Raw genomic sequence first — 22749 nt, 5'->3', positions numbered from 1 at the left:
CGCCTGCGCCCGGATCAGCTCGGGCTCTGCGGCGCGATGAGCGATCGCAGCCAGTCGTCCGAGGCCTTGCGGTACTCGGGGACGCGGCTCCGCTCGGCCGCGGCCAGCGCCTCCTTCAGCCGGGGCGCGTCGAGGTCGTGGATGTAGCAGGGGGTACCCGGCTGCTGCCGCCAGGAGTCCTCGAGGCCGCCCGCGTCGACCGGATCGAAGCCGAGCTCATCGACGAGGCGCATGACCTTCGCCCGCGCTTCCGGCGGATCTCCCGCGATCGGGAGCGCGACGCGCCCCGGCGTGCCCTTCGGCTTGCCCTTCGCGAGCAGGCTCTCGAAATAGATGCTGTTGAACGCCTTGATCACCGGCCGCCCGATCTGCTCGGCGACCCACGCGCTCTCGACCTGCCCCGCCTCGATGGCCGGGATGCTGCCGTCGCGGACCGGGTAGTAGTTGTTGGTGTCGATCACGACCACATCGGCGGGCACGCCGGCGAAGAGATCCTTCGGCAGGTCCACGACCGCGCGCTGGGGGATCGTGACGACCACGATCTCGCCGCCGCGCGCGGCCTCCGCGGCCGTGACGGGGGTGGCCCCGGTCTCGGCTGCGACCTCGCGGAGCGTGTCCGGCCCGCGCGAGTTCGCGATCACCACCTGGTGACCGAGCTTCCCCAACAGCTTCGCCAGCGACCCGCCGATCGAGCCGGCGCCGATGATTCCGATCTTCATTCGTCACTCCTTCGAGCCGAGCCGCCCGCGATCGAGCGCGGAGGCCGGCGGTCCAGGTGCATCGTCTGACGCAGACGGGCGATCGCTCGCGCCGTTCACGCCGGAGACGGGCTGTACCACGACGAGCCGCCCTCGGCCCGCGCAGGAGGCTGCCCCCGGTCCGGTCGGAGACGTCGAGCCCGCCGTCGCTCTCCACGTCGGTCGGGGAGGCGCTCCGCGCCGCAGGTCGCCCGGCCACTCCTGCGGTCCAGCCATTCGCCTGCCTGGCGGCGCGGTGAAGAAGAGACACACATCATAGCAACAGCGCCATGACGGGATCACGCTGTCAGCGAGGCGGCAAAGAGCTTGTGCAGCCGCCGAGCCCGGGACACCGGATCGCAGGATCGACGCCGCGGGTTGCGTGGGGCCGCCGCATGCTCTAAGGACAGGAACTGGCCCCTTCCGGGCACTTCGTACTTTGTTTTTGTTCTGTTAAGGAGGTCTTTGATGAATTTTTTCACCACGCGTCATCGGTTTGCCTTCACCGCGCTCCTCTTGTGCGTGCCGCTGCTCGCCGGGGCGAACGACGACGGCTGTAGCCAGGCGATGCCCGAGATCGACGGCGCGGACAGCGCGCCCGCCGGGCTCGTCGCTGCGCCGGTCGAAAGGATCAAGCCCGGCCGCTGCAGGCCGACGGGCTGTAGCGGGCAGGTCTGCGCGGATCAGACCGTGTACACCACGTGCGAGTGGCGCGAGGAGTACGCGTGCTACGGCGACCACAGCGTCTGTGAGCGCGACGCGTCCGGCCAGTGCGGCTGGCGACAGACGCCGGAGCTCATTGCGTGCCTCGGCGGCGGGGAGGCGCCGCCTGGCGACGACCTCGGCACCTGCGTTGTCACCGGCTGCAGCGGGCAGGTCTGCGCGGACGAGGAGGTGCTCACGACGTGCGAGTGGCGCGCGGGGTACGCGTGCTACGGCGAGCACGGCGTCTGTGAGCGCGACGCGTCCGGCCAGTGCGGCTGGCGGGACACCCCCGAGCTCGACGCCTGCCTCGCGTCGGCCTCGGGCATCTGAGCAGCGCGCCCTGCCGGCGAGCGTGCGCGCCGCGCTCGACGGCGCGTCGAACCGCTGTATCGAGGCGCCGCGCGGCATCCGCTCCTGCGAGGAGCAGCGCGCGCGGCCGCCGGGCCCAGCCGCTCTATTTCATTCCCGCCCACCCCGCGATCGGGTACCCCCTCCTCCCATGTCGGCTACCCGGGGGACTGGCGCCTTGGACGCCGTGGTGATCGGGGCAGGACCGAACGGGCTCGCCGCGGCCGTCGCGCTCGCCGGGGCCGGCCTCCAGGTGCGCGTGATCGAGGCGCGCGACACGGTGGGCGGCGGCGCGCGCACGGCCGAGCTCACCGGGCCCGGCTTCCGTCATGACGTCTGCTCCGCCATCCACCCGACCGCGGTGATCTCGCCCTTCTTGCGGACGCTGCCGCTCGAGGAGCACGGCGTCGCGTGGATCTACCCCGAGGCGGCGCTCGCCCACCCGCTGGCCGACGGCAGGGCCGGCGTGCTCTACCCCGATCTCGATCGCATGGCCGAGACGCTGGGCGAGGAGGACGCGGCCGCCTGGAGCGACCTGTTCTCGCCGCTCCTCGCGGGCGAAGCCGCCCTGTTCGAGGAGCTGCTCGGCCCGCTGCGCATCCCGCCGCGCCACCCGCTCCTGCTCGCCCGATTCGGCCTCTCGGCCATCCGCTCGGCCGACGGGCTCGCGCGCGACACATTCCGCGGCGACGCCGCGCGCGGGCTGTTCGGCGGCTGCGCGGCGCACTCGTTCCTGCCGCTCGAGACGCTGTTCTCGGCCTCCTTCGGCATCGTGCTCGCCCTCGCCGCGCACGCGGTGGGCTGGCCGGTGGTGCGCACCGGCTCGCAGGCGCTCATGGACGCGCTGGCCGCGATCCTGCGCGCGCGCGGCGGCGAGATCGAGGCGGGCCGCACCGTGGCGTCGCTCGACGAGCTCCCCGAGGCGCGCGCCTACCTGTTCGACACGACCCCGGCCGCGATGGCCCGCATCGCCGGCGACCGGCTCCCGGCGGGCTACCGCCGCCGCCTCGAGCGCTTCCGCCACGGCCCCGGCGTGTTCAAGGTCGACTACGCCCTCGACGGCCCCATCCCGTGGGAGGCGCCCGCCACCGCGCGCGCGGCCACGGTGCACGTGGGCGGCACGCTCGACGAGCTGGTGGCCTCCGAGCGGGCGCTCGCCGGCGACGCGCCCGCGGAGCGCCCCTTCTGCCTCGTCGCGCAGCAGAGCCTGTTCGACAACACGCGCGCCCCCGCCGGCAAGCACACCGCCTGGGTCTACTGCCATGTGCCGCCCGGCTGCGAGGTCGACATGACAGCGCGCATCGAGGCGCAGATCGAGCGCTTCGCCCCGGGGTTCCGCGATCTCGTGCGCGCGCGCGCCGTCCGCGCCCCGGCCGACTGGCAGCGTTACAACGAGAACTACGTCGGCGGCGACATCGCCGGCGGCGCCAACGACTGGCTCCAGATCTTCGCGCGCCCCGTCGCGAGCCTCAGCCCCTATTCGACGCCCAACCCCTCGCTCTATCTCTGCTCCAGCTCGACGCCGCCCGGCGGCGGCGTCCACGGCATGTGCGGTTATCACGCCGCCGCGGCCGCGCTCGAGCGCGTGTTCCAGCGGCCCGCGCCCGCCCTGTCCATGCCCGCGCCCCGCCCCCAGCTCCCGCCGCGCGGGTAGAGCCAGGCCGCTCTGTGAGGGCATCATGGCCCCCTGATCCCCGATTCCCTCAAAAGGACGCAAGCATGCCCTCGCAGCCCCTCGCGACCGAGCTCGCGCCGCCGGCCGCCAAGCAGCGGAAGGCGCGAGCCATGGAGCCCTGGCTCTTCCCGGTATTCTTCCTCTCGGGCTCGGCAGCGCTTGTGTATCAGGTCGTCTGGCAGCGCGCGCTCCACGGGATCTACGGCATCGACATCCTGTCGGTCACGATCGTCGTCACCGCGTTCATGCTGGGTCTCGGCCTCGGGAGCCTCGCCGGCGGGGCGCTCTCGCGCCGGTACCCGCAAGCTGCGGTGATGCTGTTCGCGCTCGCCGAGATCGGGATCGGCCTCTACGGCGCCTTCAGCCTCCGCCTCTTCGCCGTGATTGCAGACATCACGCACGGCATTGGCCACGTCGCCGCCGGCGGGGTGGCCTTCCTGCTCGTGGTGCTCCCGGTCCTGCTGATGGGCGCCACGCTTCCCCTCCTCGTCGGGCACGCCACGTCGCGGTCGCGCAACGTCGGTCGCTCGCTGGGCAACCTCTACTTCATCAACACGCTGGGCGCGGCGTTCGGCGCCTTCCTGGCGGCGCGCTACCTGCTGGGCGGGCTGGGCCTCCGGGCCACAACGCACGTCGCGGCGGCGCTCAACATCCTCGTCGGTGTGCTCGTGATGATGGTTCTGCGCCGGCGGCGTCGCGGCGAGCCATGAGGCTCCTCGTTGCCGTCCTCGTCGCCACGCTCGGCGGTTGTCTCGCGCTCTCGCACGAGGTCCTCTGGGTCCGGGTCTACAGCTTTGCGACCGAAGGCGCGCCGGACGCCTTCGGCTTCCTGCTCGCCACCTACCTCGCCGGTCTGGCCGGCGGCTCGCTCCTCGCCGGTCGCTACTGCCGGAGCGCCGCGGCGGAGCGCTCCGGGCAGCTCTACCGGGTGGGCTGGGTGATCTTCGCCGGGGCGCTCGCGGCCTTCCTCGTGGCCCCCGCCGTCGCGCACCTCGTCGGCCGCGGCGTGGAGCCGGCCTCCACGCTGCCTGTCTTCGCGCTCGCCAGCGCCTGCCTCGGCGCGGGGTTTCCGCTCCTGTGCCACTTCGGGATCCGCGCGGACGAGCTGGCCGGCGCGCGGCTGTCCTACGTCTACGTCGGCAACATCGTGGGCTCGACGCTGGGCAGCCTGGTCACCGGCCTCGTGCTGCTGGACGTCTTGCCCCTGCGCGAGCTCAACGTGGCCCTCGCGATCGCGGGCGCCGCGCTCGGCGTGATGCTCATGCTCTCCGCGTCGACGACGGCGCGCTCGCGCGTGCTGAGCTGCGCGCTCCTGGCCGCCGCCGTCGTGTCCTTCGTGGGGTCGGCGAGAGCGCTCTACGATGACCTCTACGAGAAGCTTCTTTACGGGGAGGAGCACAGCGAACACGGTCGCTTCGCCCACGTCATCGAACGTCGCGAAGGCGTCGTCACGGTCTCCCGGTCGGGCACCGTGTACGGCGGCGGATCCTACGAGGGCATCGCCAACGTCAGCCCGCTGCCGGAGAAGGACGAGAACCGGGTGCTGCGGGCCTACCTGGTGTCCGCGTTCCACCCCCGGCCGCGCGACATCCTCATGATCGGCCTCGGGTCAGGCTCCTGGCTTCAGGTGCTGGCGAACGACCCCGACGTCGAGCACCTCACCGTGGTCGAGATCAACCCCGCGTTCATCGAGGCGGCGCGACGCGCGCCCGTCGTCGCGAGCGCGCTGGACAACCCCAAGGTGGAGCTCCTCATCGACGACGGCCGGCGCTACCTGGGGCGCACCGCGCGGCGCTTCGACGTCATCGTCGAGAACACGATCGTGCACTGGCGCTCGCACGCCTCGCTGTTGCTCTCCCGGGAGATGCTGGATCTATGCCGCCGGCACCTGAAGCAGGGCGGCGCGCTCTACTACAACACGACCATGTCCACCGCGGCTCAGAAGACCGGAGCGACAGTGTTCCCCCACGCCCTCCGCTACCAGAACATGCTGATCGCGAGCGACGATCCGATCACGATCGACCCCGCGCGCTTCGAGGAGAAGCTCGACGCCTGGCATATCGACGGTCGTCCCGTGCTGCCCGCCGGCAGCCGCGCCGCGCAGCTCGATCTGCTGAAAGAGCAGGACTGGCGCGGCGGGCCCACCTGGGAAAGCCGGGCGTCGATCCTGCGGCGGACGCAGGGTGACCCCATCATCACCGACGACAACATGGCGACGGAGTGGTGGGCGTTCGACACGTACCCTTAGCGCTGCTTTCAAGACTCCCCCCGCCACGGACCACGTCTGGACGAACGATTGCCCCAGCGACACGGTCGCGACGGCGGTCCAGCGCGTCACGACGCATCGATGCCGCGGGCCTTCACCGCGGGCGACGCGGCGGCGGAGGGGACCTCGCCGGGCGACACCGGACGCGCCCTCGGCGGCGGAACACGCGAAAGCCATGAGAATCGCTACGGTTTCCGGCGACCTCCCCTCCCCGGCAGGCCCTCCTGGCGGGACGGTTCCGCGGGGGCGAAGCGTCGCGATCCAGGACCTGCGGGGCAGCGCCGCCCCGGGGGGAGGCGGTGACGGAGGGGCCACGCGAGCGCGCCGCGCGCCCGCGGGGCAATGCGGCTCCAGTAGCCGAACGCGCCCGGAGGTTTATCGCGACAGGAAACATCGCGCTTCGGCGTATCGAAAATTCCTCGACGACCCCGCTCCAGGTGTCCAGGCGAGCGGGTCGACGACGCCGTCGCAAATCATCTGAAGGCTCAGGCCCCCTGGCGGCATCCACCCCGGTGTGCGGCCCACATCCGTGCGGCGCGCGGATCGTCCGTGCGCTGATGCTTCGTCTCGCGGTACTCCCCCTCGTCACGGTTGAATATTCTATGAACCAAGCGCGCTTGATTACCCTCGCGACCCTTCTCTTGCCTGGATTCGCGTTGAATGGGGCATGCTCCAGTGAGCCGCCCGACGACTCGACGCAATCCATCCCGGATTCCAACGGCGACGAGACGCCCGCCGGCAACGGCGACGAGACGCCCGCCGGCAATGGCGACGAGACGCCCGCCGGCAACGACGACGAGACGCCCGCCAGCACGTCGCCGGACTGGCAGGCGTTCACCTGTCACGCTTCAAAGTCGCCCATGTTCCAGAGCCGCGACGTGCTGAACATGCGGATCTCTGCCGATTTCACGAAGCTGAACAGTGCACCCACGAAAGAGGAATCGGGCTCACAGGCCGTGATCGAGCTGAGCGACGAGGGCGGCGCGGCGCCGATCACCGCGAACATCATCGCCCGGGGAGTTTCGCGCTTCCATTGCGGCGTTCGCCCGTTCTCGCTCAAATTCCAGGAAAAGCAGAAAGACAACATCTTCGCGCACCTCGGAAAGTCGGTGAAGTTCGTCACGCATTGCGGGGACAGGGAAGGCTTGTCCCCCACGCTCAAGGCGGATTCTATCGAGACCTACGAGCAGCGCCTGCTGATGGAGGACACGGTTTATCAGGTGCTCGACCAGCTGCAGGTGCCCTCGCTCAAGACGCGGCTCGTACGGCTCACCTACCACGACGCGCCGACCGGCAAGGAGGAGACGCACCTCGCGTTCGTGCGCGAGCCCGAGGACGAGATGGCCGAGCGCTGCGGCATGGTGGAATGGGAAGACCTGTCCGGGGTCGACACCTCGCAGCTCCAGGTGGACCAGGTGGGTCTCTTGCTGTTGAACCTGCTGAACGATTTCGTGATTCAGTACGACGGGATCGAGGGGAAGAACCTGGTCGCCATGGTCGACCCCGATCGCGAGGCGATCTTTTACGCTCCCTACGATTTCGACCTGGTCGGCGTGTCCCGGCCAGATTACGTGGCCAACGAGGGGCGCACGCTCGAGCAGAACCGGGACGCGTTCGCGGACTGGCTGCGGCGCAACCAGAGCCCCACGCTGTTCGACCAGATCGACAGCATGCTGGCTCGGGCCGACCCGATGCAGCGCGCCGTCGATCAGGCGAACATGAACGAGGAGAACCATGAGGTCTTCTCCCGCTGGCTCTCGCTTTACCTGGGTCTCCTCCGGGATTTTCGCGCGTGCGAGGGGCACACGGACGACCCGTCGCGGCCCCTGTGCCACGTGGAAGACGACCACGGCAATCTCCCCGACTCGGCCAGCGTCGTCGACCCCGGCGAATGGAGCGCGCGCATCGAGCCGCCCGGCGACGTGGACATGTTCGCCGTCGATCTGCAGGAAAACACGCTTTACTCCTTCGGTGGCCGCGTGCCGCTCGATCTCCTCGATGCCCAGCAGAACGTGGTGGCATCGGCCTCGGAGCGGACCGTCTCGTTCAAGCCGAGCCAGACGGGCACATACTACCTCCGGGCTTCGCTGGGGGAACAGCTGGTCTCGTCGCCGCTGCTCCCGAGCCCCGAGGAGATCGAGCGCTACGTTGCCCTCTACACGGACGATCACGGGGCGTCCCTGGAGACGGCGACCACGCTGGAGGCCGGCAAGGCCGTCGAGGGCAAGTGGGAGCTGGCCAGGGGAGAAGACGAGGATTGGTTCTTGGTGAGCGCAGGCGCATCGACGAGCTTCCACATCGTGCTGCGGGACACGGACAGTGGCCTCATCGAAGTGAGCCGGCGCGATGCGCCGGCCGACGAGCTCCCCCTCGAGGAGTTTCTTCGGGAAGGTGACAATGATCTGTCGTCGCTCTTCGAGCAGCCTGGCGAGTACGTCGTCCGGGTCATCCAGCTGCTCGGCCTCCGGGTCAATGGCTCCTACACCGTGACGCTGCAATAGCCCGGCGCAGGCGCGCCGGCGCCCATGCCGGCGCGGGTCGCGGCAGGCGAGCGGCCCGGGGTTCGATCAGCGGACGCCGCTGCAGCCGATGGCGAGAGCGCCGGCGAAGAGGCCGAGAGCGCCTGACAGGACGACGCCTCCAGGGACCAGCTCGCGGATCGCGGCAGCTCTGCTACAAGCAGCCTCCATGGCCAGCACCGACGCGCAGCCCCCGAGCAGCGACTACCTGGACCGGCTGATGCGAAGGAGCTCCTTCGAAGCGCTGTGGCCCTTGTTCGCCAAGGCGACCAGGCCCGCCAAGGAGATGACCGAGAGCTACTCTGCCCTCTGTCATCTCCGGCCCCTCTTGACCAAGGGCCGCCCATGTCGCGTCATTCACGTCGGGGACGGGGCCCACGCGAGGACCGGGGCCCTCTTCTCGCTGAAGAGCGAGGCGGACAACATCAGCGTCGATCCGCTGCTCAACGTGGCGCTGGTGGAGGCGTGGCGCGACCGCTTCGGGGTTCGGCGCCTGGCGTGGCACAAGGCCAGCATCGACGACGTCGCGGATCAGCTCAATGCCCTGCCCCCGATGCCTGTGTTCGTGACGTTCGTCCACGCCCACGTGCACATGGACAGGGTGCTCGATCGGCTGCGCTGGGACGCGGCCTTCACCCTCGCGTGTTGCTTGCCAGGACACCAGCTCACGCAGACGCGCGTACCGCTCGAGGAGGGCATCGATCCAAACGTGCTGTCCGCTGGACGTCAGTACCAGGTGGTGGTGAATCCCGGCGCCCCTGTATGACGGACCGAGCCCGGATCATGCGGCGTCGCCGGAGCAACAGGCGCGCCGCCGCGAGGGTAGGCCAGCACGACGTGGGGCTCGAGCCGGAGGGGGCCCACGGAGCAAGGACCGCGAGAGCGCGCCGTCCTGGCCTCGCGCGGCCGGCGTGAGGATCATCCGGCGTTCGCCGCGCGGCGCGAGCCGCGCGCGCTCGCTCCTACAGGCGCTCGATGAGGAAGGTTCGGGTCGTGTCGTCGAAGTTGAGGGGGGCGAGGTTCGCGTCTGCCGTGAGGACGCGTGACGCCTGCGAAGTCCAGAAGTACCCGTCGTAGAGCGTCAGCTTGAAGCCGGGGGGCACGCGGACGGAGCTGATCCGCAAGTCCCATGGGCCGCCGAAAAGGTAGCTGCCGCCGACGCCGAGCGCGAACGATTCGCCCGAGAAGTCGGCGTGCTCGTAGAAGGTGACAACGTCCAGCTGCGGGTCCGAGGCGTTCGAGACGACGAGGCTCGAGATGACGTCGTTCGGGCTCGCGGACACGCCGTTCGAGCCTGCGGCCACGAGGTTCGTGTCCGAGGTGAAGACGTACGCCCCATACTCGAAGTTGTGGTTGACGAAGACGGTGACCCGGAGCCCGGCAGGCACCCTGATCGAGCTCGCGCGGTCGTTGCCGATGATCGTCAGGTCCGCGACGTTGTAGCGGCCGATCCCGAAGCCCTGCGAGATGCCGGAGAAGTTCGAGAGATCGTGGAGCACCACCTGGTTGCTGGGGTGGACCGTGGGGCCGCCGGCGATCGTGGCGTCGATCCAGGCGCGGTGGCGCGCGACGTCGACGCCGAGGAGGCTCGCGTGCAGGTTCGTGCCGTTCTGTCCGCTCGAGGCCGAGAACACGGCGACCTGACGACCGTCGACGAACCACGGGCCGCCGGAGTCACCGCTCCAGCCCGAGCCCGTCACGCCCGTCCCGAGGAGCTCCTCGTCGGAGTACCAGCCGTCGATGTGGAGGATCGCCTTCTTGAGCGACGGCGCCATCACCAGCGGCGTGCCCTCGCTCCCCCAGCCGTAGGCCGTCGCGTCGCTGCCTGTCGCGACCGACGTCGCCTCGGCCAGCTCGACGAACGGTCCGTCGGCGTCCTCGGTCAGGTGGAGCAGCGCGATGTCGGCGGCGGCCGAGGGCACCTCGACAGCGTCGACCGTGATGCGCTGGCCCTGGCCGTACGTGTTGCTGCCGACGCGCACCGCCGACGTCTCGCCCTCGTCCGCGATGCAGTGCTGCGCGGTGAGCACCCAGCGCGGCGCGACGAGGGAGCCGGAGCACTGGAAGAAGTCGCCCGTGCTCCCGCGCACGTCGAAGACCTGGACGGCCCACGGGCTCGCCTCGGCGACCTCGCCGCCGACGATCTCGGACGACTGCGACTCGAGCGCCTCGTCCGGCGCGCCTTCAATCGAGCAGCCCGTCGAGAGGCCGAGCGCGGCGCCCGCGCACACAGCGAGACCAAGCTGATGACCAAGCTCTCTCTTCTTCAATTCTTCCTCCACATCATGATTCTGCTCAGACGATCGCTCGCGCCGGCGGAGTCCGCCTCCGCCAGGAGCCAGCGTTCGTCAGCAATCAGGGTGACCGGGCCTGTGATCGCGGCGCGCCCGGCTCGGCGACGGCGTCTCCGAGCAGACCCATTGCGGGACCCGGTCCGAAATCGGTGAAAGGAAAGCCGGAGCGGCAGGCCCGCAGGCGGGCGTATAAATCCGCCCGCGACGGCTCAAGAATCAAGTCGAGAGTATGCCGCGCTACCCGGAGTGGCGCCAGGCGGCGCTCTGGAACGGCCGCGTTCGAGACGTGGAACGCGGCGGCATCCCGCGATTCGCATTGAAGTGCATTTTTATGATGGGCGCGCCGACGCGGTCAGCGCCGTCCACGGCCTTGCCATCGGCACACGCTGGAGCTGGGCGATTCCGGCGAGGCTCATGGCCATCGCGTTCGCCCGGATCTGGAATGATCAAGGCACCTGTGCGAGCGGCGCGGCGAGCGCCGTTGTGCGCCCGCTCTCCGCCTGCCAGCCGATCACCACCGTTCGCAGCGATCAGGAACCGGATCGCGAGCGCCTACCGGCGCCGACGCCGAAGAACGAGCGCAGCAGGGATGAGCCAGAGAGCGGCGGCGAGTCCGCCGTTCCCCGTGCTCGCGCCCGTCCGGCAAGCGCACGAGCCGCCTGAGTCGGTGTCGGCCGCGCCGTTCCCGCCCGAGCCACCGGCACCACCAGCGCCGGCGTTGCTACTGCTGTCTGCCCCACTCGAGGGATCGGCGCTGCCGCCGCTGCCCGAGCCAGCGGTGCCGGTCGCTCCGCCGGTGCCTCCGGTGGCCGAGCCGCCGCTGCCCGAGGTCGTGTCCCCGGCGCTGCCACCGGCACCGCCGCCGCCGCCGTCGCCCCCGTCATCCGGCATGGTGGGTCCGGTAAACCGCCACCAGTTGAACTTGAAGAGGTCGCCGTTGCCGCCGACGAACTTCAGGAACAGGTCGTGCTTGCCGCTGCCCCCGCTGACAGCACAGGTCTTGGTGGTCCAGGACGACGCGCCCGAGACGTCACATGTCCCGAGCAGCGGGCCTGTCTGACTGTCGAGGTGGAGCTCGATCTTCGCGTCGCTGGATGCGGACGACACCCGAGCCTCGAAGGAGGTCACGCCGTCCAGGAAATCGACGTCCTTCACCTTGATGTAGTCGCCATTGCTGATGGACGTGACGTTCATGCCGGCGCCGGTGTCGGTGCACACCTCGGTCTTGAGCCCGGACGAGAAGGCGATTGTCTCGGCCTCGACTTGCTTGAACGGATCCAGCGTGTCGACAGCGGACGGTCCGTTCATGGTCATCGCGATCGCCGGAATGCTGCCGTCGGCGCCGTAGGTGAACTCCTCCACGCAGACCGAGCGCTTGAAGTCACCGCCGCCCGGCAATGCGCTGTTGTGATAGAAGAAGTACGAGTGACCCTTGTAGTCGACGATGCCGGCGTGGTTGGTGTAGGTCCGGCCAGCGCCCATGATGTCGCCGCGGATGGTCCAGGGCCCGGTCGGGCTGTTGCTGGTCGCGTAGCTGATCTTCTCGGACCCGGCGATGGCGGCATAGACGAGGTAGTACAGCGACCCTCGCTTGGAGAGCCACGGCCCCTCGGTGAAGCCATTCAACGGCACGTTGGTGATGCTCCCCGAGGTGCTGATCATGTCCGAGTTCAGCTTCACGTACCGGAGGGTGCCATTCCCCCAGTACATGTAGGCCTGTCCATCGTCGTCGATGAACACCGTCGGGTCGATGTTGCCGGATCCGGTCGCGGCCAGCTCCTTGCCCAGCGGGTCCATGAACGGACCTGCCACGTTGTCCGATACGCCAACGCCGATCCTCGCGCCGGTGGCGTTGTTCAGCGGCACGTACAGATAGTACTTGCCGTTCCTGGCGATCCCCTGCGGCGCCCACGCATCGCCGGTTCCCCATCTGAAGGTCCTGTAGCTCGCCACCGAGCCGTGGTCCCTCCAGTTCACCATGTCCGTGGTGGAGTACAACCTCCAGTCGTTCATGGTGTAGAAGTTGTTCACCGAGACGTCCTCGTCGTGGGACGTGTAGAGGTACAACGTGCCTTCGTGCACCATGGGAGCGGGGTCGGCCGTGTAGAAGGTCTGCACGATCGGGTTGTCCGCCCGAGCGGGGGAGGGAATCGCGGCGACGATGGCCAGCGCCATCGCCGACAGGGTGATGCTGCTTGCTCGGTACCAAGTTGTGTTCAGGCGCACGTTGAATCCTCTCGCGAGCGGAATGGCTGGCGCCCCGCACCCCCGGTGCTGACTCGACGAAGGCGCCATCAGATGAGGGGGTGGCCCGCGCAAAGGTACGCGCAGGACGACCCACTCAGGGCAAAGCACAAGTATTCCCCTTCGAAATGTGAACGATCACATTTCTCGTGTCAAACCCAATCGACCGGCCGAGCGGGATCCTCGATCCCGAAGGGAGGACAGCGCTGGCGGGCTCCTCCGGAGCGCCGCTTCACCGGGGGGGGCGGCGCTGGACCGCGGTGATCGCCGGCCCGATGCGCTCGATGCCGGCCCGCGCGCGCACGGCTGGCGCTCGACGCCGCAGGCGGCCGGCGCCCCGGGCATCGCGTCTCGCGCGCGGCGACTCGAGCGCGCGCTCCGGCCAGGAGCTCGCCCCATCGTCGGCCGATCTGGGCGCCGCCGTCGGTGTGAGCGCTCACATCAGCGCGCTGCGATGGGGTGGTCGAGCTTGCCCTTCACCGGATCAGGAGACGCCGGGTGTTTGCGGCCCCGTCACGACCACGTCACCTCGAACTCGCACGCCTTGGCGCCGCGGAAGCGGCAGCGCGTGTGCGAGGTGCGGCTCTCCTTGACGCCGATGCGCGCCATGATCCGCTCCTGCCACGCCGGGAGGCCCACCGCGCAGGTGACCGGCCCGGGGGCGCGGTCGAGCAGGCGCGACGCGGTGAGGCGGACCGAGAAGCGCCTCGCGGCGACCGGGACCGCCTCCAATCTGCCCTCGTCGAAGTAGCGCTCCCAGAGCGACGAGGACCTGTGCAGCACTGTCTCGGGGGACGCGGCCTTGAGCAGCACCGTGAAGAACCGCTGCATGTCCTCGTCGGCGATGGCGTGGGCCACGGACCGGAAGCACTGCGGGTGACCGGCCCCGTACAGCGCCACGTAGCGATCGACGAGGCTGTTCCAGAGGCTCACCGGGTACCAGATGTGCGGCAGGACGATGCCGCCCACGCGCGCGGCGTCCTCCGGGCGCAGGCACTCCAGCCACCGGTCCACGCCGGCGGCGCCGTGCTGCGCGGCCACGAAGCTCTTGAACCCCCCCAGCGCGGTGCCCTTGACGTTGCTCATCGAGATCACTCCACCGGGCGCCATGACTCCGGCGCGTCGCGTGCCGGGTGGCGCCGATCCTGACGAGGGTCACCGGCGAATGCAATCGCGGCCCGATCCGACCTTCGCGCCCGCGGCTCGCCCGTCATGTAGTCGACAATACATCCTGGCCGACCTGGCGGCGCGCGCGGCGGGCGTGCTTCTTGGCGGCGCGCCGTACTACAATCGCCCGCGTGAAACCGTGCCCCTTCTGCGCGGAGCAGATCCAGGACGCCGCGATCAAGTGCCGTTACTGCGGCAGCATGCTCGACGAGCGAGCGCCCGCTGTCGCCGCGGCCTCCGCTGCGCCGCTCGCCCCGGCGGGCACCGCGCTCGCCTCTGCCGGCGGCGCGCTCGCCCCCTCGCCGGGCGCGGCGCGGGTCATCTTCGAGGGGACGCCGAGCTGGAAGGCGTGGTTCTGGTCGTACGTGGCGGCGGGCGTGCTCTCGCTCGTGCTGGTGGGCCTCGTGTGGCTCGGCGTCCTGCACTGGAAGCGCAAGAGCCTCCATTACAAGATCACCGACCGCACCATCGACTACGAGGCCGGCCTGCTCACCCGGCGGGTCGAGACGTTGCAGCTCTGGCGGGTGCACGACATCGATCTCCGCCAGTCGTTCATGGAGCGGCTGCTCGACATCGCCGAGATCCGCGTGTTCACGCGCGACGCGAGCGATCCCGAGCTCGTCATCCGGGGGCTGCCGGCCTCGCGCGAGCTGTTCGAGGCGATCAAGAACGCGGCGGAGCTCGCGCGGCAGCAGCGCGTGCTCGGCGTCGTGCAGTGAGCGCGCGCCGGTGCGCGGCGGCGCGGGTCTGATCGGAGCCAGATCATGTCCACGAGGCGATCCCCGTACGACAATCTCCCGGACGTGCGCGACGGCCTGACCCGCGCCGAGCGCGTCATCCTCTGGCAGCTCTCCGAGCTCGAGCGGGAGTTCGGCGGCCGGAACGTGCCCACGGCCACGCTCTACGGCCGTGTCGTCGAGCACATCGATCTCTCGGTCCCCGAGTTCCAGCGCCTGATGCAGCGGCTCGTCGGCGTGCGCTGAGGGCGGCGCGTCGCCCGCCGCGGCGGCTCAGGCTGCCCGCTGCTCGAGCGCGAGCGCGGCGCGCTGCTCGAGGGCGGCCCGCAGCGCCGAGACCGAGGCGCTGCGCAGGTACACGACGGGCGCGCCCTCCGCCGCGAGGCTCTGCATCTGGTCGCGCAGCGCGTGCGACACCATCGTCACCATGATGACGATGAGCGCGACCTTCCCCGCGCCGTGGCGCGCCCCCGGGGGCACGCGGTTCTCGTAATGGCGCAGCGACCAGCCGTGCTGCTCGACCAGATCGCGGTAGCGGCTGGACATGCCCCCGCTGCCCCCGATGACAAGCACCGTCTGCTCGTCGCGCTTCCTGTCTGCCGCCTGAGAACGACGCTCCGCCTTCATGCGATCTCCCTCGAACAGGGCTTGAGCAAGGCGCGAGCCACGCTCCGCGGCGCGCGATCTCCCGCGCAAACATCGAGTTTGCGCGCTATTCCCGGTCAGATTCGGGCAATTTGTCCTCGAGGCGCGAGGGTCCTTGTCACCGTGACATGGAGAGCGAGGGCGCCGCGACGGCGCGCGTCTCGGCGCAGGCTCCGGCGCCCCGCGGACCCCGGACAGGCATTCAGCCGGCTCGATGGCTGAGCGTCCGTCGAGCGCGCGCCGCGCGTCAGCATGTCATCGCGATGCGCACGCGAGCGCGCCGTCAGGGGGCAAGGCGGGTCGGCGGCGGCGAGGGGGGGCGACCCGGGACAGGCGCGCTCGTGCTGGTCAGGAGGAAGGCGGGAGGAGAGGAGTTCGCTGGAACCGGCTGGGGACGCTGGCGGCCGATGTCGTCTGTCGGCGCCGGGGCGATCCTCCCCGGTCGCGGAAGGTTGACCCGGCGTCAGCCGGCCCGCTGCTCGAGGGCGGCCCGCAGCGCGGAGACCGAGGCGCTGCGCAGGTACACGACGGGGGCGCCCTCCGCCGTGAGGCTCTGCATCTGGTCGCGCAGCGCGTGCGACACCATCGTCACCATGATCACGACCAGCGCGATCCTCCCCACGCCGCGGCGCGCGCCCGGCGGCACGCGGTTCTCGTAGTGGCGCAGCGACAAGCCGTGCTTCTCGACCACATCGCGGTAGCGGCTGGACATGCCCCCGCTGCCCCCGATGACAAGCACCGTCTGCTCCTCGCCCTTCCTGTCGACCGCCTGGGAACGCCGCTCCGCCTTCATGCGATCCCCTCAGAGCAAGCCGCAAGCCACCCTCCTCGGCCTGTCGTCTCCCGCGCAAATCGCCATGTTCTGGTTTATTCCCCGGCAAAATGTCGCCTCGACGCGGAGGCCTTTGTCAACGTGACAGCGCGGCCGCGGGCGCTCGTCGGCGCCGGCGAGCGCCGGCCCGGCGCGGCGGTAGGGGGCTGGCCGCGCCAGCGCGCGCGGGCCCGTCCGAGCTGTGGTAGGAGAGCCGCGCCGCCCTGCCCTGCCGCGCCATGACGTCTCTCTCTGCACCGCCTGCACCGCCCAGCGACGCGCCTCCGCCGGGCACCGTCGAGCGCTGGGCCTGGGATTACGTCCTCTCGACCGACCTCGAGCACAAGCTCGCTCCGCCGCCCGTGCCTTCCGCCTGGGAGTCGGACGCCGCGCCGCCCCCGCCGCGCCGCCTCGAGCGGCCTGGCCGGCCCGCCGCGCTGCGCATCTCGGCGCGCGCCCAGAAGAGCCCCGGGCCCGAGGCGCTGCGCAACCCCGCGCGCCGCGCGCAGCTCTTCCATGCCTTCCTGCACCACGAGCTCCAGGCCGCGGAGCTCATGGCGTGGGCGCTGCTCGCCTTCCCGGAGACGCCGCGCGCCTTCCGCGGCGGCCTCGTCCGGATCGCCCTCGACGAGGTGCGCCACATGCAGCTCTACGCCCGCTACCTCGCCGCGATCGGCCATGGTTTCGGCGATTTCCCCGTCCGCGACTGGTTCTGGTCGCGGGTGCCCGCCGCCGCATCGCCCGCGCAGTTCGTGGCCGTGATGGGGATGGGCCTCGAGGGAGGCAACCTCGACCACACGGCGCGCTTCGCCGAGCGCTTCCGCGCCATCGGCGACGACGAGGGCGCCGCGCTCACCGAGCGGGTCTGCGCCGAGGAGATCCCGCACGTGCGCTTCGGCGTCCGCTGGTTCCGCCGCTTCACGCAGGCGGGCGCGGGCGCCGGGCCTTCGACAGGGGCGCCGCCGGGGCCGGGTGAAGCTGCGCGGCCCGGGCCGATCGACTTCGAGACCTGGGTCCGCCACATCCCGGCGCCCCTCTCGCCGCTGCTCATGCGGGGCGAGCCGATGAACCGCCGCGACCGCAGCCGCACGGGCCTCACCGAGCCATTCCTCGACGCGCTGGCCACATGGACCGAGCGAGCGCCTGGGTCCTGAACTTCGACGCCGACGAGGAGCTGGCGCGCCCCGCGGGCTACACCCCGCGCGCCGCGGTCGCCGCCCGCGCCATCGAGCTCGCCGGCCGGGTCGCCGCCCTGCTGCGCCCTGGCGACGTCGTGGTCAGCCCCGCCCTCCCCTCCCCGCTCGTGCCGCCGGCGCCCTCCGGGACCCCGCTCATCGGCCGCGCGTGGTGCCCCACGCCCCGCGCCCGGCGCCTCCTCGGCGGCGCGGGCGTCGCCCCGGCGGAGGCGCCGCCGCTCGACGTGCTCCGCCGCGTCAACCACCGGAGGTTCTGCGCGGATCTCGGCCAGACGCTCCCCGGCGCGCGCCACGTCGCCACGCTCCCCGATCTCGAGGCCGCGATCGCGGCGCCCACGCCGTCGGGCCACTGGCTGCTCAAGCGCCCGTTCGGGTTCGCGGGGCGCGGCCGCCGCCGGGTCGCCCGCGGCGCCCTGCCGCCCGACGCGCGCCCCTGGGCCGTGGCGTCGCTCGCCCCCGCCTCCCCGGACGGCGGCCTTCAGGTCGAGCCCTGGGTCGAGCGCCGCGGCGACTTCTCGCTGCACGGCCACGTCGCCCGCGGCGGCGCGGTGCGCCTCGGCGCCCCGTGCGTGCAGCGCTGCGACGACAACGGCGCCTACCTGGGGGTCGCGCTCGCCGGCGACGGCGATCTCCAGGGCGGCGAGCGCCGTCGGCTCGTCGAGGCCGCGCTCGAGGCCGGGGAGGCGCTCGCCGGCGCGGGCTACTTCGGCCCCTTCGGTATCGACGCCTTCCGCTGGGAGGACGAGCGCGGCGCCCTGCGCTGGAACCCGCGGTGCGAGATCAACGCGCGCTACACGATGGCGTGGGCCATCGGCATGGGCAGCGTGCGGCCCGACCTCGATGGACCGGAGCGCGACTGACACGCAGCGCGGAGGCCTCGCCCCTGTCCCGACACGGACTTGTTGCACACCAGGCCGCTCGCTTCCTGTATAGCGGAGCTCCGACGAGGACGAGATAAGCCGCCGAGACGCCATGAGCGCCAGGAAGTGAACTCCTGAGCTCTCCTGGCGCCCTGGCGGTCGTCTTCATCCGTTTCGCTATACCAAGACGCGACCGCTCACCGCGCCAGTCGCCGGGTCGCCCAGGTTCGTCCCCGATCTCAGGAGAGAAGAAAGCCACAGAGGCGCAGAGGACACAGAGGACACAGAGGACACAGAGGACACAGAGGACACAGAGGACACAGAGGACACAGAGGACACAGAGTCTCTTCTTCTTCTCCTCCTCCTTCTCTTCTCTCCTCTGTGCCCTCTGTGCCTCTGTGGTTCAATTCTCTCTTCTTCAATATTCTCCCGTCATTGAACAAGGGCCGACCCCAGGCGACGCGGCGCCGGCTTCAAGCGCGCGCACGTGCATGCGCTCTCCGGGCTCGGTCGATGGCCGCTTGAGAGGAGGAATGGACATGAGCCTGCCGGCGACGACACGCGCGATCGATGGAAGGCCCAGCGCCGCGGCGATCGTGACCGCCGCCGCCCTCGCCGTGCTGCTCGGGGCGTGCGGACCGGAGGGCGCGAGCGCGGAGCCGGGGTCGTGCGGCGGCGCGACGTGCGGCCCGGACCAGTACTGCGTCTACCCCCCGGCCGATTGCGGCGAGGGAGGCGTCGTCGCCGGGAACTACGGCGTGTGCCAGCAGCGCCCCACGTCGTGCGACACGGCCACGCCGACGGCGGTCTGCGCCTGCGATGGGCAGGTCTACCCGAACGCCTGCGAGGCCGCGCGCGCCGGCGTGAGCATCGGCGGCGGCGAGGAGTGCGCCGGCGCCGCGCCGCCGGGGACATCCGCCTGCGGCAGCTACTTCTGCAGCTCGGCCGACACGTACTGCCAGATCGTCGAAGACCCGCACAATGAGCTCTTCAGGATGCCGACGCGGAGGACCTGCAAGCAGATACCGTCCTCCTGCCTGGCGGAGCCGTCCTGCGACTGCGTGAACGCCGCGGCCCGCGTCCCGGGCAAAGGCGGGTGCTCCGGCGCGCCGACGTGCACACAGGACCCGACAGGGAGCTTCGCCGTCCAGTGCACGGGAGATCTCTACTGACGCGGCACGCCGCCGCGATCCGCGCGGCTCAGCCCCGTGGCGCTCCCGTGGAGCCCAGGAAAGCAACAGAATCATCATGAAAACGTAGAACCTTGTTCAACGGCTCTTCCCTTACGTTGCGCGCGCAACGCTCACCTCGACGGGAAACCCAAGAAGAAGGAAGGCACGCATTCATGCAGACATCGCGCGCGCGAGCTGAATCCCCCTTGCACCAGCGGCTCATGGCGAGCTGGTCCCGGCTGTCGAAGGCCGTCCTCTGCGCCGCGCTCCCGGCGCTCGCGGTCGTCAACGCCTGCGCGGCGGACGGCGACATCGAGGAGGTCCTGGAGGCGCGGCAGGCGCTGACCACCGTCTCTTTCCAGCAGGGCTCGCTCCCGAGCTCGTCGTACGCCGGCTCCACCGACGCGACGATCAAGGAGGGCTCCGCGACGACGAACTTCGGCGCGGCGACCACGTGCGAGGCCGACGGCGACGACGGCTCCGGCGTCGACAAGTCCTGTCTGCTGAAATGGACGGTCTCCGGCATCCCCGCGGGGAGCACCGTCCAGTCGGCGTCGATCACCCTCCAGGTCACGGACGGCTCCTCGAACACGTACAGCCTCCACGAGGTGAAGCGCTCGTGGAGCGAGCCCGCTGTCACCTGGAACAACGCGACCGGCTCGACGGCGTGGGCCACCGCGGGCGCCAAGGGCGCGACCGACCGCGGCAGCCTCGTGGGCAGCGTCACCGGCGGCGCCGGATCGAGGACGATCACGCTGAACGCGGCCGGCGTGGCGCTCGTCCAGGCGTGGGTCGACGGGACGTCGAACAACGGCGTCCTCATCGCGAGCACCTCCAACACCGACGGCATCGACTTCGCCTCGTCGGAGCACGCCACGGCGGCGCAGCGGCCCAAGCTCACGATCACCTACGGCGCGTCGACAGGCACCGGCAGCTCGACCGACCCGGGGCTCCTCGTCGCCTTCATCGGCGACCAGGGCAACAACGGCAACGCGGACGCGGTCCTCGAGCTCATCAAGGACGAGGGCGCCGACGCGACCATCCACAACGGCGACTTCGATTACGCCAGCAACCCGTCCGCCTGGGAGAACCGGATCAACAACATCCTCGGCGCCGACTACCCCTACTTCGCCGTCATCGGCAACCACGACGCCGCGGCGTGGGGCGGGTCGAGCGGGTACGCCAGCTACATCCAGGCCCGCCACGCGCGCGTGCCGGCCATGAACTGCGCGGGCGAGCTCGGCGTCAAGGCGACGTGCAACTACCGCGGGCTGTTCATCGTGCAGTCCTGCATCGGGACGAGCGAGCTCCGCTCGACCTGCGCCGCCAACGCGTCCGATCAGGTGAGCTTCATCCACGACTCGCTCGCCAACGACAGCTCGATCTGGTCCGTGTGCGCCTGGCACAAGAACCAGCACGACATGCAGGTCGGCGGGAAGTCGAACGAGGTGGGCTGGAGCGCGTACCAGGAGTGCATGAGCGCCGGCGCCATCGTCGCGACAGGGCACGAGCACTCCTACTCGCGCACGCTGACCCTCACCGACGTGGGCAACGCGTCGACCGGCCATGGCAAGACAGGCGCCTTCAACCTCGTGGAGCTCGCCCCGAACCAGAGCTTCGTGTTCGTGTCGGGCCTCGGCGGCGTGGGCCTCCGCGACTACGAGGCGGCGAACCACGACGACGACACGTGGTGGGCGTCGTACTACGCGAGCAACAAGTGGGTGAAGAACGGAACGTTGATGTCGGGCACCGCCGACTACGGCGCCCTGTTCATCCGCTTCAACGTGAACGGGGACCCGAAGCGCGCGACCGCGTACTTCAAGGACGTGGACGGCCGCCTCGCGGACGAGTTCACGATCCAGGTCCAGTAAGGCAAGGCGCGCCCGACCGCGCCGGCAGGCCCGCCCCCTGGGGGAGGGCCTGCCTCCCTACCCCGCCCCGCGCGGCGCGCGGGCAGCGCCGCGGCGCCCGCGCGAAGCTCGCGGAGGCGCTGCGCGGTTGACGCTGGCGCGCGAACCCCTGTAAGTACGGGCGCGAAGGAACGACAAAGGTAAGGGAAATCATGAACTTGCATCGACATCACCTCGCGCTTGCCGCCCTCTGCCTCACCTCGCTGCTCGGAGCGTGCGGGGACGACGACGCCGTCGATCCCGGTACAAGCACGACGTCGAGCGGGGCGACCACGGGCTCGGGCGGTGAGGGCGGCGAGGCGGCCACCACCTCCGCGGGCACGGGCGGCGAGGGCGGCGAGGGCGGCGAGGGCGGCGAAGGCGGCGCCGGTGGCGCCGGCGGCGGACCGGCCTACGCGTTCCGGCAGGTGGACGGGTTCTCCACACCGGAGAGCTGCTTCTGGGATCCGGAGGACCGGGTCTGGTACGTGTCGAACATCGGGGGAGAGGGCGAGGCGGGCTGGATCAGCCGGCTCGACGAGGAGGGGACGGTCCTCGACGCGACGTGGTTCGAGGGGCTCGTCGATCCGAAGGGGATCCGGGTCTTCGACGGTGTCCTCTACGTGGCCGACGTCGACAAGGTCGTCGGCATCTCCCTCTCGGACGCCACCGCCACCGAGTACCCGATGGAAGGGAGCCAGTTCGTCAACGACGTCGCCGTCGACGAGGCCACGGGTCAGGTCTACGCCTCCGACTCGCTCGCGCAGGTCGTCTATCGGTTCGACGCCGGCGACCCCGAGAGCGCCGAGGTCTTCCTGGAGTTCGAGGAAGTCGCCGGCCCGAACGGCCTCCTCGTCGACGGCGGAGCGCTCATCCTGGTGGGCACCGGAGAGCTCAGCGCGGAGGGCGAGCTCGGGTCGGTCCTCTCCATCGATATCGAGGGCACGGCCGTGACGCGCCTCGGCGACATCGCCGGCAAGTTCGACGGCGTCGAGAAGGACGGAGACGCCCTCTGGGTGTCCGAGTGGATCTCGGGCAAGATCTACCGGGTCGAGGCCGACGGCGCCTGGGCGCTCGCGTACGACCTGGCCGCGGATCACGGCCTCGGCTCGGCCGCGGACATCGGCTTCGATCCGGAGCGCCGCATCCTCTGCATCCCCGACCTGGGCAGCAGCGTCGCGTTCCTCACCGTGGAGTAGCTCTCGGTATCCGAGGTCGCGCCGGCGATCCGGTGACCGATTTCAACGCAGATCGCGCAGCTCGGCACGCTCGACATCGTCATTCTCGGGCGGTCGCCAGCTCCGTTCCCCGCCAGACGCGGACCTCGCGCCGCGCGACGATCGCCGCTCGCCGGTTTTCGGTTGACACAGGCGCTGTGAACGTTCACATTTGGCGCTCCAGGTACACTTTCGCCTTGCCCTGGATAGGCCGTCATGCGCAGCGGGCCCTGCGTCCTCCTGCGCGTTCACCTCGACGGTCGCGCC

Annotated in this window: 19 protein-coding genes; 13 read left to right on the top strand and 6 right to left on the bottom strand. The window is 70.6% G+C overall.

Features of this window, described 5'->3' with window-relative positions; genetic code table 11:
- Nucleotides 1-14 precede the first annotated feature (14 nt).
- The gene (locus tag WMF42_RS05155; RefSeq protein WP_061607186.1) at nucleotides 15-719 is read right to left on the bottom strand and encodes an NADPH-dependent F420 reductase; all 705 of its coding nucleotides are present in this window, start codon (nucleotides 717-719) and stop codon (nucleotides 15-17) included.
- Between the two features lie 486 nt (nucleotides 720-1205).
- Here WMF42_RS05155 and WMF42_RS05150 point away from each other — a divergent pair, with 486 nt between their 5' ends.
- The 6 genes from WMF42_RS05150 (at nucleotide 1206) to WMF42_RS05125 (ending at nucleotide 9016) form a co-directional block, all read left to right on the top strand.
- On the top strand, nucleotides 1206-1772 hold the full coding sequence (locus WMF42_RS05150; RefSeq protein ID WP_437690565.1) for a hypothetical protein: 567 nt from the start codon (nucleotides 1206-1208) through the stop codon (nucleotides 1770-1772).
- A gap of 169 nt (nucleotides 1773-1941) precedes the next feature.
- Nucleotides 1942-3444 carry a phytoene desaturase family protein gene (locus WMF42_RS05145; protein ID WP_437690563.1) on the top strand — a complete coding sequence of 501 codons (1503 nt, stop codon included), beginning with the start codon at nucleotides 1942-1944 and terminating at the stop codon, nucleotides 3442-3444.
- 65 nt (nucleotides 3445-3509) lie between these two features.
- The gene (locus WMF42_RS05140) at nucleotides 3510-4175 is read left to right on the top strand and encodes a fused MFS/spermidine synthase (protein ID WP_437690561.1); all 666 of its coding nucleotides are present in this window, start codon (nucleotides 3510-3512) and stop codon (nucleotides 4173-4175) included.
- On the top strand, nucleotides 4172-5713 hold the full coding sequence (locus tag WMF42_RS05135) for a methyltransferase (RefSeq protein ID WP_437690559.1): 1542 nt from the start codon (nucleotides 4172-4174) through the stop codon (nucleotides 5711-5713). The genes WMF42_RS05140 and WMF42_RS05135 overlap by 4 nt, the downstream gene beginning before the upstream one ends.
- 620 nt (nucleotides 5714-6333) lie before the next feature.
- Nucleotides 6334-8232 carry a hypothetical protein gene (locus WMF42_RS05130; protein WP_437690557.1) on the top strand — a complete coding sequence of 633 codons (1899 nt, stop codon included), beginning with the start codon at nucleotides 6334-6336 and terminating at the stop codon, nucleotides 8230-8232.
- Nucleotides 8233-8419: 187 nt separating this feature from the next.
- Nucleotides 8420-9016 (top strand): hypothetical protein, encoded by a 597-nt coding sequence (locus tag WMF42_RS05125; RefSeq protein WP_437690556.1) that lies wholly within the window; start codon nucleotides 8420-8422, stop codon nucleotides 9014-9016.
- A 196-nt stretch (nucleotides 9017-9212) separates the two neighbouring features.
- Here the strand turns inward: WMF42_RS05125 and WMF42_RS05120 are convergent, their stop codons facing one another.
- The 3 genes from WMF42_RS05120 to WMF42_RS05110 form a co-directional block, all read right to left on the bottom strand.
- Nucleotides 9213-10520: a trypsin-like serine protease gene (locus tag WMF42_RS05120; protein ID WP_061607179.1), complete on the bottom strand. Its 1308-nt coding sequence runs from the start codon at nucleotides 10518-10520 to the stop codon at nucleotides 9213-9215.
- A 576-nt stretch (nucleotides 10521-11096) separates the two neighbouring features.
- Nucleotides 11097-12719, bottom strand: a complete 1623-nt coding sequence (locus WMF42_RS05115) for a glycoside hydrolase family 43 protein (protein WP_437694207.1) — start codon at nucleotides 12717-12719, stop codon at nucleotides 11097-11099.
- 582 nt (nucleotides 12720-13301) lie between these two features.
- Nucleotides 13302-13874, bottom strand: coding sequence for a hypothetical protein (locus tag WMF42_RS05110; protein ID WP_155798222.1), 573 nt, complete (start codon nucleotides 13872-13874; stop codon nucleotides 13302-13304).
- 212 nt (nucleotides 13875-14086) lie between these two features.
- On the opposite strand from WMF42_RS05110, the gene WMF42_RS05105 reads away from it, so the two are divergent.
- The gene (locus tag WMF42_RS05105; protein WP_061607176.1) at nucleotides 14087-14674 is read left to right on the top strand and encodes a PH domain-containing protein; all 588 of its coding nucleotides are present in this window, start codon (nucleotides 14087-14089) and stop codon (nucleotides 14672-14674) included.
- A gap of 45 nt (nucleotides 14675-14719) precedes the next feature.
- Complete coding sequence (locus tag WMF42_RS05100; protein WP_061607175.1) at nucleotides 14720-14938, top strand: hypothetical protein; 219 nt, start codon at nucleotides 14720-14722, stop codon at nucleotides 14936-14938.
- Nucleotides 14939-14965: 27 nt separating this feature from the next.
- Here the strand turns inward: WMF42_RS05100 and WMF42_RS05095 are convergent, their stop codons facing one another.
- Both WMF42_RS05095 and WMF42_RS05090 read right to left on the bottom strand, forming a co-directional pair.
- A complete protein-coding gene (locus WMF42_RS05095; RefSeq protein ID WP_061607174.1) occupies nucleotides 14966-15319 on the bottom strand; it encodes a DUF2325 domain-containing protein in 354 nt (117 codons plus the stop codon).
- 481 nt (nucleotides 15320-15800) lie between these two features.
- Nucleotides 15801-16130: a DUF2325 domain-containing protein gene (locus WMF42_RS05090; RefSeq protein WP_061607173.1), complete on the bottom strand. Its 330-nt coding sequence runs from the start codon at nucleotides 16128-16130 to the stop codon at nucleotides 15801-15803.
- Nucleotides 16131-16387: 257 nt separating this feature from the next.
- Here WMF42_RS05090 and WMF42_RS05085 point away from each other — a divergent pair, with 257 nt between their 5' ends.
- From WMF42_RS05085 to WMF42_RS05065, 5 genes are all read left to right on the top strand, one after another.
- Nucleotides 16388-17302, top strand: coding sequence for a DUF455 family protein (locus tag WMF42_RS05085; protein WP_437690552.1), 915 nt, complete (start codon nucleotides 16388-16390; stop codon nucleotides 17300-17302).
- A complete protein-coding gene (locus WMF42_RS05080) occupies nucleotides 17275-18204 on the top strand; it encodes a hypothetical protein (RefSeq protein ID WP_437690550.1) in 930 nt (309 codons plus the stop codon). The genes WMF42_RS05085 and WMF42_RS05080 overlap by 28 nt, the downstream gene beginning before the upstream one ends.
- Nucleotides 18205-18743: 539 nt before the next feature.
- Nucleotides 18744-19376, top strand: a complete 633-nt coding sequence (locus WMF42_RS05075; RefSeq protein ID WP_061607194.1) for a hypothetical protein — start codon at nucleotides 18744-18746, stop codon at nucleotides 19374-19376.
- 206 nt (nucleotides 19377-19582) lie between these two features.
- Nucleotides 19583-21247: a DNRLRE domain-containing protein gene (locus WMF42_RS05070; RefSeq protein ID WP_437690547.1), complete on the top strand. Its 1665-nt coding sequence runs from the start codon at nucleotides 19583-19585 to the stop codon at nucleotides 21245-21247.
- A gap of 191 nt (nucleotides 21248-21438) precedes the next feature.
- Nucleotides 21439-22464, top strand: a complete 1026-nt coding sequence (locus tag WMF42_RS05065) for an SMP-30/gluconolactonase/LRE family protein (protein WP_437690546.1) — start codon at nucleotides 21439-21441, stop codon at nucleotides 22462-22464.
- The last annotated feature ends 285 nt before the right edge of the window (nucleotides 22465-22749 follow it).

The organism is Sorangium sp. So ce176 (assembly GCF_051519835.1).
GTDB lineage: Bacteria > Myxococcota_A > Polyangia > Polyangiales > Polyangiaceae > Sorangium > Sorangium cellulosum_G.
Note: the sequence above shows the minus strand (reverse complement) of the source record. Positions and strands in the feature narration are given on the sequence as shown.